This is a genomic window from Amycolatopsis sp. NBC_01307, from assembly GCF_035975215.1.
Taxonomy (GTDB): domain Bacteria; phylum Actinomycetota; class Actinomycetes; order Mycobacteriales; family Pseudonocardiaceae; genus Amycolatopsis.
Map to the genome: position 1 here is coordinate 5,966,083 of NZ_CP108403.1, position 16,179 is coordinate 5,982,261.

Genomic DNA, 16,179 nt, shown 5'->3' on the forward strand with positions numbered 1-16,179 from the left:
TCTATTCTGCGGCGTTCGGGGGGACGTCAGGGGGGACGTTCGGGGGGAGAAGGGCAGGTACTGCGAACGCGAGCGCGGCCGCGCGGAGGGCCGTGACGGCGTCGAGCGTCATCCAGATCGGCAGATCGCCGCTGCCCCAGGCCCACAGGCCCAGGCTGGGCTCATGACGTTCCCAGAGGGAGCCGAGCGCGCGGCTCAGCCTGGCCGTCGGCACGTGGGGCGCCTCGGCCAGCACCTGAAGGACCCACGCGGCCGTGAAGTGCTTGATGTTCACCCGGACCGGCTGGCGGCCGCCGGGTTGGGGCAGCGCCAGTTCCTCGGAGACCCCGTCGTCCGGGTGGGCCCGCTCGATGAGCCACTGCGTAGCCGTCTCGACGGCGTCACGGATGTCGGAACGTTCGCCGCCGCCGCGCAGCAAAGCGCGAAGAGCCACGACCGCCCGCGCGGTGTGCGCGGCCGACGGCTCCGGCGCCACCAGCCGCGGCTCCTTCTTCTCGCCCCACAGGAGCAGGCCGTCGAAGTCGAGACGGGTGGCGAGCAGGTCGTCGGCGAGCTTGCGGGTCAACGGCGCGTCCGGCCGGAGCCGGACCGCCGAACGCAACGCCGTGGCCAGCAGGAACGGCCGGGTCCGGCTGTAGCCGTCCAGCGAGCGCTCGAGGTAGTGCAGACCTTCGTCGGCGGAGAGCAGGGTGCTCGCCTGGGAGAGGGCGTCCACCACCGCGGCGGTCACCTCCGGCCGGCGACCGCTCGACCGTCCCTGCCACCCGAATTCGGACCGCTTCTCGTAGAGATCCACGACGACGTTGTGTAGGCCGATGTAGGGCTCGCCTACCACGACCATCGCGGAGATCCCGTAGGCGGTGGCGAGCGTGGTCTGCTCGCCCTGCTGCTGGAGGTTGTGCCGCCAGCCGACCGCCTGGCCGTCGTCGTCGCGGATCACGTGCCCGGCGAGGCTGTGCCCCGCCCGCCGGAGGACTTCGAGCAGCGAGCCGCCCGTGGTGACGACCGACCCCGCCGACGCGGGCGACCTCGCGCCTTCCACCAGGTCGAACAGCATGTTCGCCGCCCGGAAGTGATCATCGAGCAGCCGCGCGTTGTCCGTCGAGGGGAGGTAGCGCCCGGTCTCCCACTGCGTCAGGTTGGCCCGGCTCACCCCGACGATCCGGGCCACGTCCGCCTGGGTTTCGTGGGCGGCCTTGCGCAGCCGGCGCAGCTCGTCGCCCACCTGTTCAGGCGTCGTTACCACATCAGTACCTATCGGCTGGGCCACAGTCGACTTATCATGTAGGTAAGTCCAGTTCATCGGACTTACCTACATAGGTAGGCGACCGTAGGGAGGTGACAATTTGTGGACACAGAGCGCACCTTATCCCATCGGCGGCTCCTCGCGGTTGCCAACCCTGAGCGACTCGCCCGAACGGGTTGTATCCGCAGCTCGTGGCCCTCCCGGCCACGGATCGGTCGCGACCCCGCGCACCTGAGGCACTGCGGATAGTGTCCGGCGGCCTCCCCGAGCCGGCCGGGCTTGCCCTCCGAAGTTCGCGCGCAGTTTGGGGGTGTCCCGATGGAAGACCACAACCTACCTACGTCCCGCCGGCGTGGCCGGTTCGATCGAGTACTCGCTGTCCTCGGCGAATGGCTCTTCGCCGCCGACGAGGACGCCCGGGCCGAGGCCCGCGGCTGGCAGGTGCACCGCGCCGCGAACGGCCGGACCCGCACCTACCGCGATCCCCGCTGGGACACCGTCAGCGCCTGCCGATCCTGCGGCGGCCACGGGCTCAGCCCCACCGACGGCGCCGCCTGCCCGGCCTGCGCCGGTACCGGAGTCATTCGCTCGGCACCCGAGACCGCGGTCCCGGTCGCCGACGGCTGGAGAGGAGCACGGTCATGACCCGCAAGCACACTCCCGAGCACGTCACCGAGCTGGCCCGGCAGCTCACCCCGGTGAAACGGCCCAACCCGTTCCTGTGGGCCTACCACTGGCGCTACGAGATCGCGGCGGTCACCCTGCTGCCCTGCTCGCTCGTGGTGCTCTTCCAGTGGCTCGGCCCGCTCTGGTTCGCGGTGGCCCTGGCCGGCGCGTTCCACTGGGTCTTCTACTGGCGCGCCGGCCGCCGCTACCTGCGCGGCCGGCTGCGCGCGATCGTCGTGCAGCACCGCCTCCGGGCGACGTTCGCCAGGGCCCGCGTCTGCACCCTGGACGGCCGCCGGCCGGCGATCCTGTGGACGCGGGAGCGGGACGGCGAAATCCTGGTCACCGTGTTCTGCCCGGCCGGCTTGGAGTTCCGGCAGATCCGCGACGCTCGCGCGCTGATCGCTTCGGCGTGCTTCGCGACGGAGGTCTACGTCGACCGCCATCCGCGGTTCGCGAGCCTGGTGACGGTGGCCGTCTGCACGGCGCCGCCGCGGTGGGTGCCCGCGCAACGCGGCAACCCGCAGGAGATCGTCCCGCTGCGCGTGCACAGCTGAGCCGCGCCGCCCCCGGCGTCCACCCGTCCGGGGGCGGCGCACAGCAACCGCACAGGGCGATCACACGGTCACCAAAGCGGGACCCACGACTGTGGTCGTCATGACAGCCACCGCCTCCGCTTCACGGCCCGGGACCGTCCCGGTCGACCTGGCCGGCCCGCAGCCGGTTCTCGACGTCGTCATCCCGGTCCACAACGAAGAGGCCGACCTCGAACCGTGCATCCGCCGGCTGCACGCGCACCTGGCCGAACACGTCTCCTACCCGTACCGGATCACCGTCGCCGACAACGCGAGCACCGATGCGACGCTGCCGGTCGCGGAGCGGCTGGCCCGGGAGTTCCCCGAGGTCGAGGTCCACCACCTGGACGAGAAGGGCCGCGGCCGCGCGCTCAACGCCGTCTGGCGGGCCTCGGACGCCGCTGTCCTCGCCTACATGGACGTCGATCTCTCGACTGACCTGGCCGCGCTGGCGCCGCTCGTCGCGCCGCTGCTGTCCGGGCACTCCGATCTCGCCATCGGCAGCAGGCTCGCCCGGGGCGCGCGCGTCGTGCGGGGACCGAAGCGCGAGTTCATTTCCCGGTGTTACAACCTGATCCTCCGCTCGACGCTCGCCGCGAAGTTCAGCGACGCGCAGTGCGGGTTCAAGGCCATCCGCGCCGACGTCGCCCGGGAACTGCTGCCGCACGTCGAGGACACCGGCTGGTTCTTCGACACCGAACTGCTCGTCCTCGCCCAACGCGCCGGGCTGCGGATCCACGAGGTGCCCGTCGACTGGGTCGACGACCCGGACTCGTCGGTCAACATCGTCAAGACGGCCACCGCGGACCTCAAGGGCATCGCCCGCGTCACGAAAGCGACGTTCACCGGCGAGATCCCGATCAGCCGGCTGCGCGAGCAGCTCGGCCGGCAGCCGATCGGGGTGGAGGCACCCGGGGTGCCGCCGCGGCTGGTGACGCAGCTCGTGCGGTTCGCCGCGATCGGCGTCAGCAGCACGCTCGCGTACCTCGTCTTGTTCCTGCTGCTGCGCACGGCCGTCGGCGCGCAGCCCGCGAACTTCGCCGCGCTGCTGGTGACGGCGATCGCGAACACCGCGCTCAACCGCCGGCTCACGTTCGGCATCCGGGGCCGCGGTGGCGCGGGACGTCACCAGTTCGAAGGGCTGATCGTGTTCGGCCTCGGCCTGGCGCTGACCAGCGGCGCGCTCGCCCTGCTCCACGGCTCCACCACCCCCGGCCTGGTCCTGGAGATCACCGTGCTCGTGCTGGCGAACCTCGCCGCCACGGTCCTCCGGTTCCTGCTCCTGCGCGGCTGGGTGTTCAACCCGCGCCGCCAGGGCGCCACCCAGAAGGAGTACTGATGACCGCCGTCCTGTCCGACCCCGTGACGCAGGAACCGCGCCACCGCAAGGACTCCGCGGCGCCCGCACCCCCGCGCTGGGTCCGCCCGTCGGTGTTCGGGCTGCTGGCCGCGACCGCGGTGCTCTACTTCTGGAACCTGACCGCGTCCGGCTTCGGCAACTCGTTCTACGCCGCCGCCGTGCAGTCCGGGACGCAGAGCTGGAAGGCGTGGCTGTTCGGCTCGCTCGACTCCGGCAACGTCCTGACCGTCGACAAGCCGCCGGCCGCACTGTGGGTCGGGACGGCGTTCGCGCGGATCTTCGGCTTCTCCAGCTTCACCGTGCTGGCACCGCAAGCGCTGATGGGCGTCGCGTCCGTCGGCCTCCTCTACCTGGCGGTGAAGCGGACGTCCGGCCCGGTCGCCGGGCTGATGGCGGGCGCGTTGCTCGCGGTGACGCCGGTAGCGGCGCTAATGTTCCGGTTCAACAACCCGGACGCGCTGCTCGTGCTGCTGATGGTCGCGGGCGCCTACTTCGTCGTGCGCGCCACGGAAAAGGCGTCGCCCGGCTGGCTCGCGCTGGCCGGTGCGGCGATCGGGTTCGGCTTCCTGACCAAGATGATGCAGGCGTTCCTGGTGCTGCCGGCGTTCGGCCTGGTGTACCTGATCGCGGCGCCGACGTCGCTCGGCAAGCGCTTGCTGCACCTGGGCGGCGCGGTGGTGGCGCTGGTCGTCTCGGCGGGCTGGTTCATCGCGCTGGTCGACCTGTGGCCGACGGCGTCCCGGCCCTACATCGGCGGGTCCGAAGGGGACAGTCTGCTCGAACTCGCCTTGGGCTACAACGGTTTGTCCCGCATCTTCGGCGGCGGCGAAGGGGGCGGCCCCGGCGGCGGCGGTGGCATGGGCGGCAACACCGGCTTCGGCGGGACGTCCGGGCTGTTCCGGATGTTCGGCGCCAGCTTCGGCGTCGAGATCTCGTGGCTGCTGCCGGCCGCATTGATCGGCCTGGTCGCCGGGCTGTGGTTCACCCGGCGTGCGCCGCGCACCGACCGGACGCGCCTGGCGCTGGTGCTGTGGGGCGGCTGGCTGGTCGTGACGGCGCTGGTGTTCAGCTACATGAGCGGCATCGTCCACCCGTACTACTCGGTCGCGCTGGCGCCGGCGATCGCCGCGATGGTCGCGATTTCGGGCCGCGCGCTGTGGCAGGGCCGGGTGAACCTGGCACCGCGGGCGGTGCTGGCCGGCATGGTCGTGGCGACGGCGGTGTGGTCGTTCATCCTGCTGGACCGCACGCCGGACTGGTTCCCGGCGCTGCGCTGGATCGTCGCGGTGCTCGGCGTGCTGGCCGCCACGGTGCTGGTGATGGGCGTGCCGCCGGTGCGCCGGGTGGTGGCGGTGGTGGCCGCGGCGGTGGTGCTTTCACTGGGCGTCTCGACCGTCGCCTACGGCGTCGAGACGGCGTCGGTGGCCCACAGCGGATCGATCCCGACGTCCGGCCCGACGTCGAGCGCGATGGGCGGCTTCGGCGGCGGCGAAGACTCGGCGTCCAGCGCGGTCGGCAAGCTGCTGGCGTCGACGACGACCGAGTGGGCGGCGGCGACGACGGGTTCGCAGAGCGCGGCATCGCTGGAACTGGCGAGCGGCAAGGCGGTCATCGGCATCGGCGGCTGGAGCGGCTCGGACCCGGCCCCGACACTGGCCGAGTTCAAGGCATACGTCGCGGCGGGCGAGGTGAAGTACTTCATCGACGGCGGCCGCGGCGGCGGCCCGGGCGGCGGATCGAGCGAGATCACCGAGTGGGTGACGGCGAACTTCACAGCCACGACAGTGGACGGCTCCACGGTCTACGACCTGCAGAGCTGAGCGCGGCCTAGGGGTCGTGAGTGGTAATTAGGGTTCTAACCCGCATTACCACTCACGACCTCTTTGTACGCAGGTGGTGGCTGACGTCGCCGACCAGGTCGACCGTGGCCCGGCGTTCCGTGAACTGCCACTCGCCCGCGGAGCGGGTGAACGTGTCCCGGTAACTGCCCGCCGCGATCGTTTGCAGTGGGAAGCCCGGGACCGCCTGCAACACCGTGAAATACGCCTGCGACTCAGCCGTGTCCCCGGTGAGCGAGATCGACACGTTCGTTGTCACGTGCTTCGTGCGCGGCGTCCCATCGTCGTACCGGATCACCGTCGACTGCAGCATTCCGGCGACTTCCGGAGCGCCGCGGGCCACGCCGCCGCTGCCGGCGAACGCGCCCGATGCGAACAGCTCGCCGACGGCGGCGAAGTCGCCCGCGTCCACCAGGGACGCGTACCGGTAGATCAGGTTCTCGATCGCCCGGGTGTCATCCACGCAATGATCGTACAGAAAAAGTATAGAAACCCTCCGTACGGTGGCGGCGAGGGCGGCGGGGGTCGCCCACAGGGGGTAGACATGGATCGCCGGAGCCTGCTCAAAATCACCGCCGGGGCCGCCGTTGCCACGGCCGGATCCGTCCTGCTGAGCGGGACAGCGGAAGCAGACACGAACGTATTGCCGCCCGTGCCCGGGATGCTGGGTGATCGGCGGGCCAACGAAGTCTGGTACCAGCTCGACGAAATCGCGTTGTACCACCCGTCGCCGGAAACCAGTGCCGCCTACACCGCGTTGTTCGGGTACCTCGGCCAGGAAAGCATCGCCAGCAGGTGGCTCGCCTTCAGCAAAGAGCCCACGTACCCGCGGAACTACCTCGAGTTCGTCAAGCCCGTCGAAGCGCCGCTGCGGACGCTGTCGAAGCTTCAGCTCGGGAACTTCGACCGCTTCTACCGCGGGGACGAAGCGGGCCTCGTCAGAGCGTTCGCCGACTTCGGGCAGGGGGTTCTCTTCGATCCTCGACGCGAACCCGTCGAGTCCGAGGTGCACACCATGGACGGGAATCCGCCCTCCAGCTACCACTTCTGGCACGCGATCCAGCGCGCGCAGATGCTGCTCGGCATCGACCGTCAGCGGTGGGCGCGCATCGATCCCGTGCTCGGCTTCGCCTGGGCCTTGCAGTCCGTCGCGAAACCCGACCACCGGCACGTCAACCCCGGGCTGCCCGCGGGGCAGGTCCGCGCCTTCGCCCGCTACTGGCTGCCGCGGGAGCCCGCGCAGCTCGATCGTGACTTCCAGTCCTCGCCCTATCCCTCCGGACTGGGCTGAAGCACCCGCTCGTAAGCCGCTCGCAACGCCGGGCCCGGCGTGATCCCCAGCCTTTCGTCGAGGACGCGCCGGCCCCGGTGGTACACCTCCACCGCGTCCGCCGACCGCCCGCTCGCGCACAGCGCGGCCATCAGCAACGCGAGCGCGCGCTCGCGCAGCGGGTGTTCGAGGACGAGTCCCGTCGCGTCGGGAACGGCTCGCAGGTGGTCGCCCACCGCGATGTCGGCTTCGATACGGCCTTCCAGCGCGGCCAGCCGGAGTTCCTCGAACCGCGCCGCCGAGCCCGCGCGGAGCGGTTCGGCGACGTCGGCGAGGACCGGACCGCGCCACAGGTCCAGCGCGGCGCGGAACAACCCGGCCGCACGGGAAGCCGAGCCCGCCCGGAACGCCGCCGCACCGGCCGCCGCGAGCCGTTCGAACTCCTGCGCGTCGAGGGTGCCGCTCGGCTCCAGCAGGTAACCGCCACCCGTGCGGACGAGCCGGGCCGGTAACGCCCGCCGCAACCGGGACGCGTACGTGCACAGCTGCGCGTCGACCGTCGAGGGCCGGACGCCGTCCCACACCAGGGAAATCAGCCGCTCGTCGGGCACCACCCGGCCGCGGGCCAGCAGCAACGCCGCCAGCAGCGTCCGCGGCTTGCGCCCGCCGAGCACGGCCGGGCGGCCGTCGGCGCGGCACACCGCCAGCGGGCCCAGAATCCGGAACTCCATCCCCCCACCCCGTTCCCACCGTACCGGGACTGACACCGCGGGCACAGGAAAGTCTCAGACCGCCCACAGGAACGGCGCGGATCATGGAGGTCAGAGGATGAGGGATGAGGGATGAGGAGGCCGCGATGATCACCACCCGTCCGGGCTACCCGCGCTGGCACACCGCGAGTGCGCAGGGCCCCCGTTCGCACAACGCCGACGCCGTCGGCGCCTACGCCGCGGCCGGCGCGCCCGGCATCGTCTTCGCCCTCGCCGACGGCGTCGGGGACGACCCGGCCGCCGCCCAGGCCGCACGCGTCGCCGCCGCGGCCGCCGCGCGCACTCCGGTCCACAAAGGACCGGTCGAGGCCGTTCTCGCCGCACAGCAGGCCGTCCGGGAACGCAGCTACGGCGACGCCGTGCTCGTCGTCGCCGTGCCGGTCGCCGGCGGCTACCGCATCGCCTGGGTCGGCGACGCCCGCGCGTACGCCTGGGACGGCACGGCGCTGCGCCGCCTGACCACCGACCACACGCTCGCCGAGTACTTCCGCGCCCGCCGCCAGCCGGTGACGCCGCGGATGGAACACGTGGTCACCACCAGCGTCCGCACGACGAAACCGCACGAGATCGGCACGGCCGAGGTCACCGGCGGCGGGCTGCTGCTGACCAGTGACGGCGTCCACAAACCGCTCACCGGCAGCGCGATCCGCGCCATTCTCGCGGATCCGGCGCACGGGGCCGCGGAACTCGTCGAGGCCGCGATCGCCCACGGCGGATCCGACAACGCGACCGCGCTCTACGTCGAAGCAGTGGAGGCCGACAGCATTACGGTGCGATTTCCCGTCGCCGCGTGAGGCTAGTTAGCGCGTTCGCGTTTCAGCTGCCGGTATTCGCGTAGTACCAAGACGATGATGATGACGTCGAGGGCGGCGAAGAACGGCAGCGCGATCGAGTGGGTGTGGATCGCGCGCCAGACCTCGTAGACGACGAACGCGGCGAGGATCACCGCGGCGATCGGGTAGGCGGGGACGATCTTGCGCGCCAGCGCCCAGACCAGGCCGAGCTTGATGAGGCCGTGGGCCAGCAGGTAGGCGACGGCGAACGTCTTGGTGTCGCCGTGCAGGAAGTTCTCGGTCGCCGATTCCAGGTGCCGCGCGAGCGTGCCCGACGGGTCGCCGAGCAGGTCGCGGGTGATCACCGCGTGGGTGAACCCGCTGACGGTCGACGCCGGGATGAACGCGAGGATCAGCGCCCCGACGACCTGCAGGGCGCCGTCGAGGCCCTTGATCGCGATCGCGATCCGGAAGAACCGCTCGGTCGCCGTCGGCTTGGTTTCCGCCATGCCCCCACCTCAGCACGAACGGTGGATCCGCGCACGTGGGGGCGGTTTTCACGCCTTTCGTGCCGGGCTGTCCGGCCGGTCCGGTCCGTCCGGTGCCACTCGATCAGTCGCCCGATCAGCCGGCCGTTTCCGAGCGCACCACGTCTTCCGCGAACGCGACCGCCGTCTTCATCCCCTCTTCGCCGAAGATCGGGCCGTTCGTGTACAGGCCGTCGATGATGAACATGACCCGGTCGGCGAGGCGGTCCGGTTCGGCCGCCGGCGTCGAGCGGGCCAGCTCCCGCAGCTGCGTCCGGACCCGCACGAAGTGGTCCAGCGACACCTGGTGCGCCGGGTGCTCGCGCTCGGGGAACTCGGCGAAGGTGTTGCGCAGCGGGCAACCGCGCGTGCCCGGGACGTTGACGCGGATCCCGACCTCCCGCACCAGCTCGACCAGCTGTCCCTCCGGGCCGTCGGCGGCCGCTTTCGCGTCCGCGACGATGTGCTCCCAGTCCCCGCTGCAGCGCCGCAGGTAGGCCACGACCAGCTCGTCCTTGCTCGCGAACTGGCTGTAGAGCAGGTTCTTGCCGCAGCTGCACTCGTCGATGATCTGCTGCATCCCGACCGCGTGCACCCCCTGCTGGTTGAACAGCCGGGTGGCGGTTTCGAGGATGCGCTCTCGGGCGTCCGGCGTGGGCTTGCGCGGCATGCGCCCCATCGTACCGGACCGAATGGTCCACATCGTGGAATCCCTGGTTGACACCGTGTCCGCGACGCCGTCATGATTCGGACCGTTCGGTCCCGGACCGATCGGTCCGTCTCACTTGGGGGTTCCCTTGACCGTCTCCACGTCTCCGGCCGCGGCCCACGACCGCATGACGCCCCGCGCCCGCGGCCTGCTCCTCGTCCTCTGCGGCGCGATGTTCCTCGACGCGCTCGACGTCTCGATGAAGGCGTCGCGCTGCCGTCGATCGGCGCCGAGCTCGGTTTGACCACCGCCTCGCTGCAGTGGGTGGTCAGCGGTTACGTCCTCGGCTTCGGCGGTTTCCTGCTGCTCGGCGGGCGCGCCGCCGACCTGCTCGGGCGCCGGCGGATGCTGATCGGCTCGCTGGTGGTGTTCGCCGTCGCGACCGCGCTCGGCGGCTTCGCCACCGACGGCCCGCTCCTCATCGCCGCACGGTTCGTCACCGGCGTGAGCGCCGCGTTCAGTGCCCCGGCCGGCTTCTCGATCATCACGACGAGCTTCACCGAGGGCCCGGTCCGCAACAAGGCGCTCTCGATCTACAGCGCGACCGGCGCGGCCGGCTTCTCGCTCGGGCTCGTCGCGGGCGGGCTGCTCACCGAGGTCAGCTGGCGGTGGGTGTTCCACGCGCCGGTGGTCGTCGCGCTCGCGACCCTGGCCGGCGCGCTGGCCGTGGTGCCGCGCGCACCGCGTCCCGCCCGGACCGGCGGCTTCGACGTCGCCGGCTCCGCGACCATCACGGCGGCCATGCTGCTCCTGGTGTTCACGCTGGTCGAGGCGCCGAACGCGGGCTGGGCGTCGGTGCGCACGCTCGGTTCGCTGGTGGCGGTCGTGGTGCTGCTGGCCGCGTTCGCCGTGATCGAGCGGCGGGTCTCGGCGCCGCTGGTCCGGCTGGGCGTGCTGCGGTCGGGCGCGCTGGTGCGGGCCGCCGTCGGGGCGCTGTCGCTGCTGGGCGGCTGGGTGAGCGCGCTGTTCATCGTCACGCTCTACCTGCAGGACTTCCGCGGCTGGTCAGCGCTGGAGACCGGGCTCGCGGTGGCGCCGAGCGGCTTGGTCGTGGCGCTGCTCGCGCCGCGGATCGCCGCGCCGCTGGTCGGCCGGTTCGGCTCGGGGCGCGTCGCGCTGGCCGGGCTCACCTCGTCGGTGGCGGCGTACGCGCTCCTGCGGTTCCTGGACGCCACCAGCGGGTACGTGACGCTGATGCTGCCCGCGTTCCTGCTGGTCGGGCTGGCCTTCACGCTCACCTACGGCCCGCTGACGATGGCCGCGGCCGACAGCGTCCCGGCCGCGGACCAAGGCTTGGCGGGCGGGTTGGTGAACACGTCGTTCCAGGTCGGGCCGGCGGTGGCGCTGGGCGTGGTGTCGGCGGTGACCGCCACCGGCGGCGACCTCCTGAGCGGCCTGCAGGCCGCCCTGGTGGTCCCGCTGATCGTGGCCGCACTCGGCGTCGCCGCGATGCTCCCCTCCCTGCGCCGCGCCTGAAAGCCGTGAAGGCCTCCTTACCGGCTCTTATGGCCGGTAAGGAGGCCTTCACGGCTTTGGATCACATCGCGGGCGGGGCGGACTTCGTGCCCCACGCCGTCGGCGTGTCGCTCAGGGTGAAGCGGATCGTGCCCGCGCGGAGCAGGTCCTCGTGCGAGATCCAGCTGCGGTCGTAGCCGCGGTGTCCGATGTGGACGTCCGATGTGTACTGGAGTTTCGACGCGCTCGCGCCGGGCGCCTCGATCTCCAGCTTGCGGCCGTGTTCCGGGTGGATCTCGACCTTCTCGAACATCGGCGTGCTGAGCAGGTACGTCCCGGAACCGGGCTGGGCCTCGAAGACGCCCGTCATGCCGAAGACCAGCCACGACGAGATGGTGCCGAGGTCGTCGTTGCCCGGCATGCCGTACGGCGTGTCGGTGAAGAGCGTCCGCGCCGCGCGCAGGACGGCCGACGTCTTCCACGGCGCGCCCGTCCAGCTGTACATCCAGGGCGCGTGCAGGTCGGGTTCGTTGTTGGGGTTGAAGGCGAAGTTGTTGTGGTAGTCGTACGCGCCGTGGACCCAGGAGTCCTTGGCGGCCTTCGCCGGGTCGGTGAGCAGCAGCGGCGTGTCGAAGAACGTGTCGAGCCGCTTCTCGGCCTGCCCCGCGCCGCCCATCAGGCCGAACAGCTTCGCGGTGTCCTGCTGGGCGAGCCACTGGTACTGCCACGGCGTGCCCTCGTGGAAACCGGTCGACTGGGCCGGGTCGGGGTCGCCGACGCCGGTGCCGTCCGCCGCGCGGGTGCGCGGGAAGCCGGTGAAGCCGTGGGACTCGACGCTGGTGTCCCACAGTTTCGAGAAGTTGCCGCAGCGCGCGGACAGCGTCTTGGCCTTGTCGCGGTAGCCCAGCCCGGACGCCATTGTGGACAGTGCGCAGTCGGCGAGGGCGTACTCGAGCGTCGCGGAGCCGGCCTGGCGGGTGTCGCCGAAGGTGTACCCGGGGACGTCCTGGTAGCCGATCCAGCCGTTCTTGACGTAGTTCGGGTTGCCGTCGCGGCCGCGGAAGATCGACTGGTCCGCCGGGACTTCGGTGGCGTTGCGCCACAACGCGTCGAACAGTTGCCGCGCGGTGCGGTCGTCGAGGAGGCCGCGGCGGTAGTTGTCGACCACCCACGGCGTCACCGGATCGCCGCTCATCACGTTCGTCTCGCCGCCGGCCAGCGCCCAGCGCGGCACCCAGCCGCCGTCCTGGTAGATCTTGAGGACGGACTTGGTCATGTCCGCGGCCTTGTCCGGGTGCAGCAGCGCGACGAGCTGGTTCTGCGAGCGGTAGGTGTCCCACAGCGAGAACATCTGGTAGTAGGTGTCCCGGCCGCGGTGCACGGCGTCGTCGAAGCCGCGGTAGGAACCGTCCACATCGGACCCGACGGACGGGTGCAGCAGCGAGCGGTAGAGCGCACTGTAGTAGGTGCGCTGGTCGGCGAGGATCCCGCCGGCGACGCGCATCCGGTTCAGCTCGTCCGCCCAGGTGTCGTGCGCGGTCTTGCGCGCCTTGTCGAACGACTTGGGCTGCTCGGTCTTCCGGTTCAGCCGGGCGCCGTCGACCGAGGTGTAGGAGACGCCGACGGACGCGCCGACCTGGTTCTTGTCCGCGCCGAAGCTCAGCCACGCACCGGCGCGCTGGCTGCCGAGGCTCGCGTCGCGCTGGTTCGGCGTGAGCTTGTTGTCGGTCCAGGTCCCGAAACCGGTGAACTTGCGGTCGAACTTGGCGCTGAAGAAGACCTTGTAGCGCTCTTTCTGCGTCTCCCAGCAGAAGTTGCCGCCCTGCAGCCAGCCTTCGACGGTGTCGTCGCCGACGACGTGGACGTCACCGGCGTAGGTGTAGCCGTTGCTCTCGCCGACCTCGATGAGGACGTTCTCGCTGGTGGCCCCGGCCGGGTAGGTGTAGCGGTGCTGGCCGGTGCGCTGGGTCGCGGACAGCTCGGCGTCGATGCCATTGTCGAGCTTGACGCCGTAGTAGCCCGGCTGCCGGGTTTCGTTGGCGTGGCTGAACTTCGCGCCGTACTGCGCGGGGTCGCTGCTGGTGACGGCGCCGGTGGTCGGCATGAAGCGGAAGTTGCCCATGGTCTGGCAGCCGACGCCCGAGAGGTGGGTGTGGCTGAAGCCGAGGGTGGTGTCCTGCGCGTAGTCGTAGGACGCGTACTTCTTGAGCTGGGTGTCCGGGCTGAGCTGGACCATGCCGAACGGCGTCGTCGCGCCCGGGAAGGTGGTGCCGTCACCGTTGTTGCCGATCGAGGTGTCGACGAGGGTGGTCGGGTCGTCGGCGAACTTCGGCCCGTGTGGTGCCGCCTGCGCGGGGGTCGCGAGGGCGACGGCGGTCACGCCGGCGAGCGTGACGGCCAGGACGCGCTTGCGCGCTCTCATCCGGTTCCTCCTGTGACAACGTTGTCAGACTGTGGGTGAATCCTTGACGTTGTCCACCGGACAGGTCAAGACCCACGAGCGAGGTTTTGCCGGATATGCGAAGGCTCACCCGCGGCGGCGGAACGCCCCGAACCACTGGTTGGCGGCCAGTTCGCGTCCCGCTCGGGCGGGCCGGACAGCGCCTGCTGGGTGATCACCCGGACGCCGCCGTGCACGATGACCTGGCCGGCGGTGGCGGCGGCGACGGTGACGACCCCCGCGGCCACCAGCCTGGCCGACGCCGCCGGCCACCTCGTGCGACTGGCCGAGTCCCGCGACCTGACCGACGTGGTACTGGTCGGGCGCAGCTGGGCCGGCTACCCGATCACCGGCGCGGCCGGGCGGCTGACCGGCCGGCTCGCCGGGATCGTCTGCTACGCGGCGCTGCCGCACCCCGGCGCAACGTTCGCCGGACGCCTCGGCGTGCCGCCGGTCGCCGTGCCCGGCATCCACCCCGGCGAGATCGCCAAGGCCGTCCTCGCCGCAGGCTGAGCGACCGTCCACAAGGGACTACGACCGCAGCGCGAGGATCTGCCGGGTGTGGACCGGGACGTGGTCCTCGGCGAGACCGTCGATGAGCGCCGCCAGCGGGATCGGCTGGTCCAGCACGAGCTTGTCGCCGGACACGAGGAACGCCGGCACCTGCACCGAAGCCGCCTGCTCGTCGAGGGAATCGGCGATGTCGCAGAGGATGGCGGCCTGGCTGCGGACGCGGTGGGTGAGTTCGGCCCGGCCGGCGTGCCCGGCGATGATCCGGCCTAGGTGCGCGGGGTCGAGGGCGACCCGGTTGTCGAACGTGGGCCGCGAGCCCGCGACCACGCCCAGCGCGACCGCGGCGACGGCGGCGTCGACGCTGAGGACGTGGGCGAGGACCTGGTCGGCGTCCCAGCCGCCGTCGGCGGCGGCCCCGAGGCCCGGCGTCGCCGCCGCTTCGAACAACTTCTCGTAAGCACTGCGCAGCGCGGTCGTGTCCATGGCCGGGCACCTTTCGAAGCGGTTGATGTGCAACTCAATAGTTGCACAACAGCCACTCGCTACGCAACCCATAGGTTGCACATCGCGCGTCAGGACTGGTGCGTGACGTGCCCGCCCAGGATCGTCGCCGTCACCGGAAGGCGGCGAAGGTCCTGCGGTGACAGGGAAGCCGGGTCCGCCGCCGTCACCATCAGGTCCGCGACGTCGCCCACCGCGACGCCGCGACGGCCCCCCGAGGCCGCCGCCAAGGCGTCGGCGAACGGGATCGACTGCTCCGGGTGCCACGGCGGGCGGTCGTCGTCCGTGCGGGAGATCGCCGACGCGATGCCGTCCCACGGGTCCAGCGGCGCGACCGGGGCGTCGGAGCCCAGTTCCAGGCGGGCGCCCGTTTCCAGCAGGGAGCGGTACGGGAACGCGCGCGCCGTCCGGCCGGTCCAGTGGCGGTCCGCGACGTCGCGGTCGTCCGGCTGGTGGGCCGGCTGGACCGCCGCGACGACGCCGAGGGCCGCGAACCGCGGGACGTCCGCGGGCGAGAGCAGCTGGGCGTGCTCGATCCGGCCCGGGCAGCCGACCTCCTCGAACGCGTCCAGGGCGATCGTGTTGGCCTGGTCGCCGATCGCGTGGACCGCCGGGAGCAAGCCGTGATCGGACGCGCGGCGCATCAGCGGCACCAGCTCGGCCGGCGGGAGTTCCAGCAGCCCCAGCGAATCCCCGCCCGGGTACGGGTCGTGGCAGTACGCCGTGCGGGTGTTGAGCGAGCCGTCGACGAAGAGCTTGAACGGGCCGACCGTGAGGAGCCCGCCGGAGTCCGGGAGGACGTCGTCCGTGCGGTGGCCGCGCTCGATGGCCTGGTCCAGCAGGTACCGGGCGATGACGCAGGAGACCCGCGCCGCCGGGGTGCCGCGTTCCAGCCGGCGCAGCCAGTCCGTGACGGTGTCGGCGTACTCGTAGTCGACGATCTGCGTCACCCCGCGCGCGGCCGCCGCGCGCACGGCTTCGGCCACCCACTGGTCCTGGACGTCGACGGCGGCCGTGGGCAGCTCGGCCGTCGCGCTCATGCAGTCGTTCTCCAGCAGCACGCCCGTCGGGTGCTCGCGCCCGATCAGCTTCAGCGCCGCCGGGCTCAGCCACAGCGTGTGCAGGTCCGCGCTGAACAACGCCACCGCGCGCCCGGGCAGCGCGCGCTGCAGCAGCTCCTTGTGCGGCTTGTCCGGCCAGAGCGCGTCGCGGAAGCCCGCGCCCACGACCAGTTCCGCCGGCTGCGACGGCGTCGCCAGCAGGTGCGCCAGCAGCAGCTCGACCGTCTCCCCCGCCGACCGCGCGGCTTCCAGCGGGATGCGGCGGCGGGACGTGGCCCACTGCACGACGTGGACGTGCGCGTCGACCAGTCCCGGCAGCAGCGTGCCGCCGTGGCCGTCGACGATCCGGGCCGCGAAACCGGCCGACCCGGGCTCGGTGATCGAGGCGACGCGGCCGTCGGTCACGCGCACGTCCGCGAGCTCGCCGCCGAGTCCCGGGCGCACGCGGCGCAGCAGAAGATCGTCCATGGCCCTA

The 16,179-nt window shown here is 71.6% G+C and carries 16 protein-coding genes; 8 read left to right on the forward strand and 8 right to left on the reverse strand.

Going from position 1 to position 16,179, the window contains the following annotated elements:
- Position 1 precedes the first annotated feature (1 nt).
- On the reverse strand, positions 2 to 1,303 hold the full coding sequence (locus tag OG439_RS25585; RefSeq protein WP_442792218.1) for a helix-turn-helix domain-containing protein: 1,302 nt from the start codon (positions 1,301 to 1,303) through the stop codon (positions 2 to 4).
- 584 nt (positions 1,304 to 1,887) lie between these two features.
- Between OG439_RS25585 and OG439_RS25590 the strand changes: the two genes are divergently transcribed.
- The 3 genes from OG439_RS25590 to OG439_RS25600 all read left to right on the forward strand — a co-directional run bounded on the left by OG439_RS25590 (position 1,888) and on the right by OG439_RS25600 (position 5,667).
- Positions 1,888 to 2,469 (forward strand): hypothetical protein, encoded by a 582-nt coding sequence (locus tag OG439_RS25590; protein ID WP_326943386.1) that lies wholly within the window; start codon positions 1,888 to 1,890, stop codon positions 2,467 to 2,469.
- A gap of 100 nt (positions 2,470 to 2,569) precedes the next feature.
- The gene (locus OG439_RS25595) at positions 2,570 to 3,826 is read left to right on the forward strand and encodes a bifunctional glycosyltransferase family 2/GtrA family protein (RefSeq protein WP_326943387.1); all 1,257 of its coding nucleotides are present in this window, start codon (positions 2,570 to 2,572) and stop codon (positions 3,824 to 3,826) included.
- Positions 3,826 to 5,667 carry an ArnT family glycosyltransferase gene (locus tag OG439_RS25600; protein ID WP_326943388.1) on the forward strand — a complete coding sequence of 614 codons (1,842 nt, stop codon included), beginning with the start codon at positions 3,826 to 3,828 and terminating at the stop codon, positions 5,665 to 5,667. Before OG439_RS25595 ends, OG439_RS25600 begins: the two co-directional genes overlap by 1 nt.
- Positions 5,668 to 5,719: 52 nt before the next feature.
- Here the strand turns inward: OG439_RS25600 and OG439_RS25605 are convergent, their stop codons facing one another.
- Entirely contained in the window at positions 5,720 to 6,148 is a 429-nt protein-coding gene (locus OG439_RS25605; RefSeq protein WP_326943389.1) for a nuclear transport factor 2 family protein, read from the reverse strand.
- An 81-nt stretch (positions 6,149 to 6,229) separates the two neighbouring features.
- Between OG439_RS25605 and OG439_RS25610 the strand changes: the two genes are divergently transcribed.
- Entirely contained in the window at positions 6,230 to 6,976 is a 747-nt protein-coding gene (locus tag OG439_RS25610; protein WP_326943390.1) for a hypothetical protein, read from the forward strand.
- On the opposite strand, the gene OG439_RS25615 is transcribed toward OG439_RS25610, so the two are convergent.
- Positions 6,955 to 7,686 carry an AfsR/SARP family transcriptional regulator gene (locus tag OG439_RS25615; protein WP_326943391.1) on the reverse strand — a complete coding sequence of 244 codons (732 nt, stop codon included), beginning with the start codon at positions 7,684 to 7,686 and terminating at the stop codon, positions 6,955 to 6,957. The two genes, OG439_RS25610 and OG439_RS25615, sit on opposite strands and share 22 nt — an antisense overlap.
- A gap of 125 nt (positions 7,687 to 7,811) precedes the next feature.
- Here OG439_RS25615 and OG439_RS25620 point away from each other — a divergent pair, with 125 nt between their 5' ends.
- Positions 7,812 to 8,519: a PP2C family protein-serine/threonine phosphatase gene (locus OG439_RS25620; RefSeq protein WP_326943392.1), complete on the forward strand. Its 708-nt coding sequence runs from the start codon at positions 7,812 to 7,814 to the stop codon at positions 8,517 to 8,519.
- Positions 8,520 to 8,521: 2 nt separating this feature from the next.
- On the opposite strand, the gene OG439_RS25625 is transcribed toward OG439_RS25620, so the two are convergent.
- Together OG439_RS25625 and OG439_RS25630 are read right to left on the reverse strand one after the other, a co-directional pair.
- A complete protein-coding gene (locus OG439_RS25625) occupies positions 8,522 to 9,007 on the reverse strand; it encodes a DUF2127 domain-containing protein (protein WP_326943393.1) in 486 nt (161 codons plus the stop codon).
- A 115-nt stretch (positions 9,008 to 9,122) separates the two neighbouring features.
- Entirely contained in the window at positions 9,123 to 9,695 is a 573-nt protein-coding gene (locus OG439_RS25630) for a TetR/AcrR family transcriptional regulator (RefSeq protein ID WP_326943394.1), read from the reverse strand.
- A 127-nt stretch (positions 9,696 to 9,822) separates the two neighbouring features.
- Between OG439_RS25630 and OG439_RS25635 the strand changes: the two genes are divergently transcribed.
- Positions 9,823 to 9,978 (forward strand): hypothetical protein, encoded by a 156-nt coding sequence (locus tag OG439_RS25635; RefSeq protein ID WP_326943395.1) that lies wholly within the window; start codon positions 9,823 to 9,825, stop codon positions 9,976 to 9,978.
- Entirely contained in the window at positions 9,975 to 11,210 is a 1,236-nt protein-coding gene (locus OG439_RS25640; RefSeq protein WP_326943396.1) for an MFS transporter, read from the forward strand. The genes OG439_RS25635 and OG439_RS25640 overlap by 4 nt, the downstream gene beginning before the upstream one ends.
- A 61-nt stretch (positions 11,211 to 11,271) precedes the next feature.
- Here the strand turns inward: OG439_RS25640 and OG439_RS25645 are convergent, their stop codons facing one another.
- A complete protein-coding gene (locus OG439_RS25645; protein ID WP_326943397.1) occupies positions 11,272 to 13,611 on the reverse strand; it encodes a GH92 family glycosyl hydrolase in 2,340 nt (779 codons plus the stop codon).
- 189 nt (positions 13,612 to 13,800) lie between these two features.
- Here OG439_RS25645 and OG439_RS25650 point away from each other — a divergent pair, with 189 nt between their 5' ends.
- Positions 13,801 to 14,142: a hypothetical protein gene (locus OG439_RS25650; RefSeq protein ID WP_326943398.1), complete on the forward strand. Its 342-nt coding sequence runs from the start codon at positions 13,801 to 13,803 to the stop codon at positions 14,140 to 14,142.
- A gap of 18 nt (positions 14,143 to 14,160) precedes the next feature.
- On the opposite strand, the gene OG439_RS25655 is transcribed toward OG439_RS25650, so the two are convergent.
- Both OG439_RS25655 and OG439_RS25660 read right to left on the reverse strand, forming a co-directional pair.
- A complete protein-coding gene (locus OG439_RS25655; RefSeq protein WP_326943399.1) occupies positions 14,161 to 14,625 on the reverse strand; it encodes a hypothetical protein in 465 nt (154 codons plus the stop codon).
- 89 nt (positions 14,626 to 14,714) lie between these two features.
- Positions 14,715 to 16,172: an amidohydrolase gene (locus tag OG439_RS25660; RefSeq protein WP_326943400.1), complete on the reverse strand. Its 1,458-nt coding sequence runs from the start codon at positions 16,170 to 16,172 to the stop codon at positions 14,715 to 14,717.
- Positions 16,173 to 16,179: the final 7 nt, after the last annotated feature.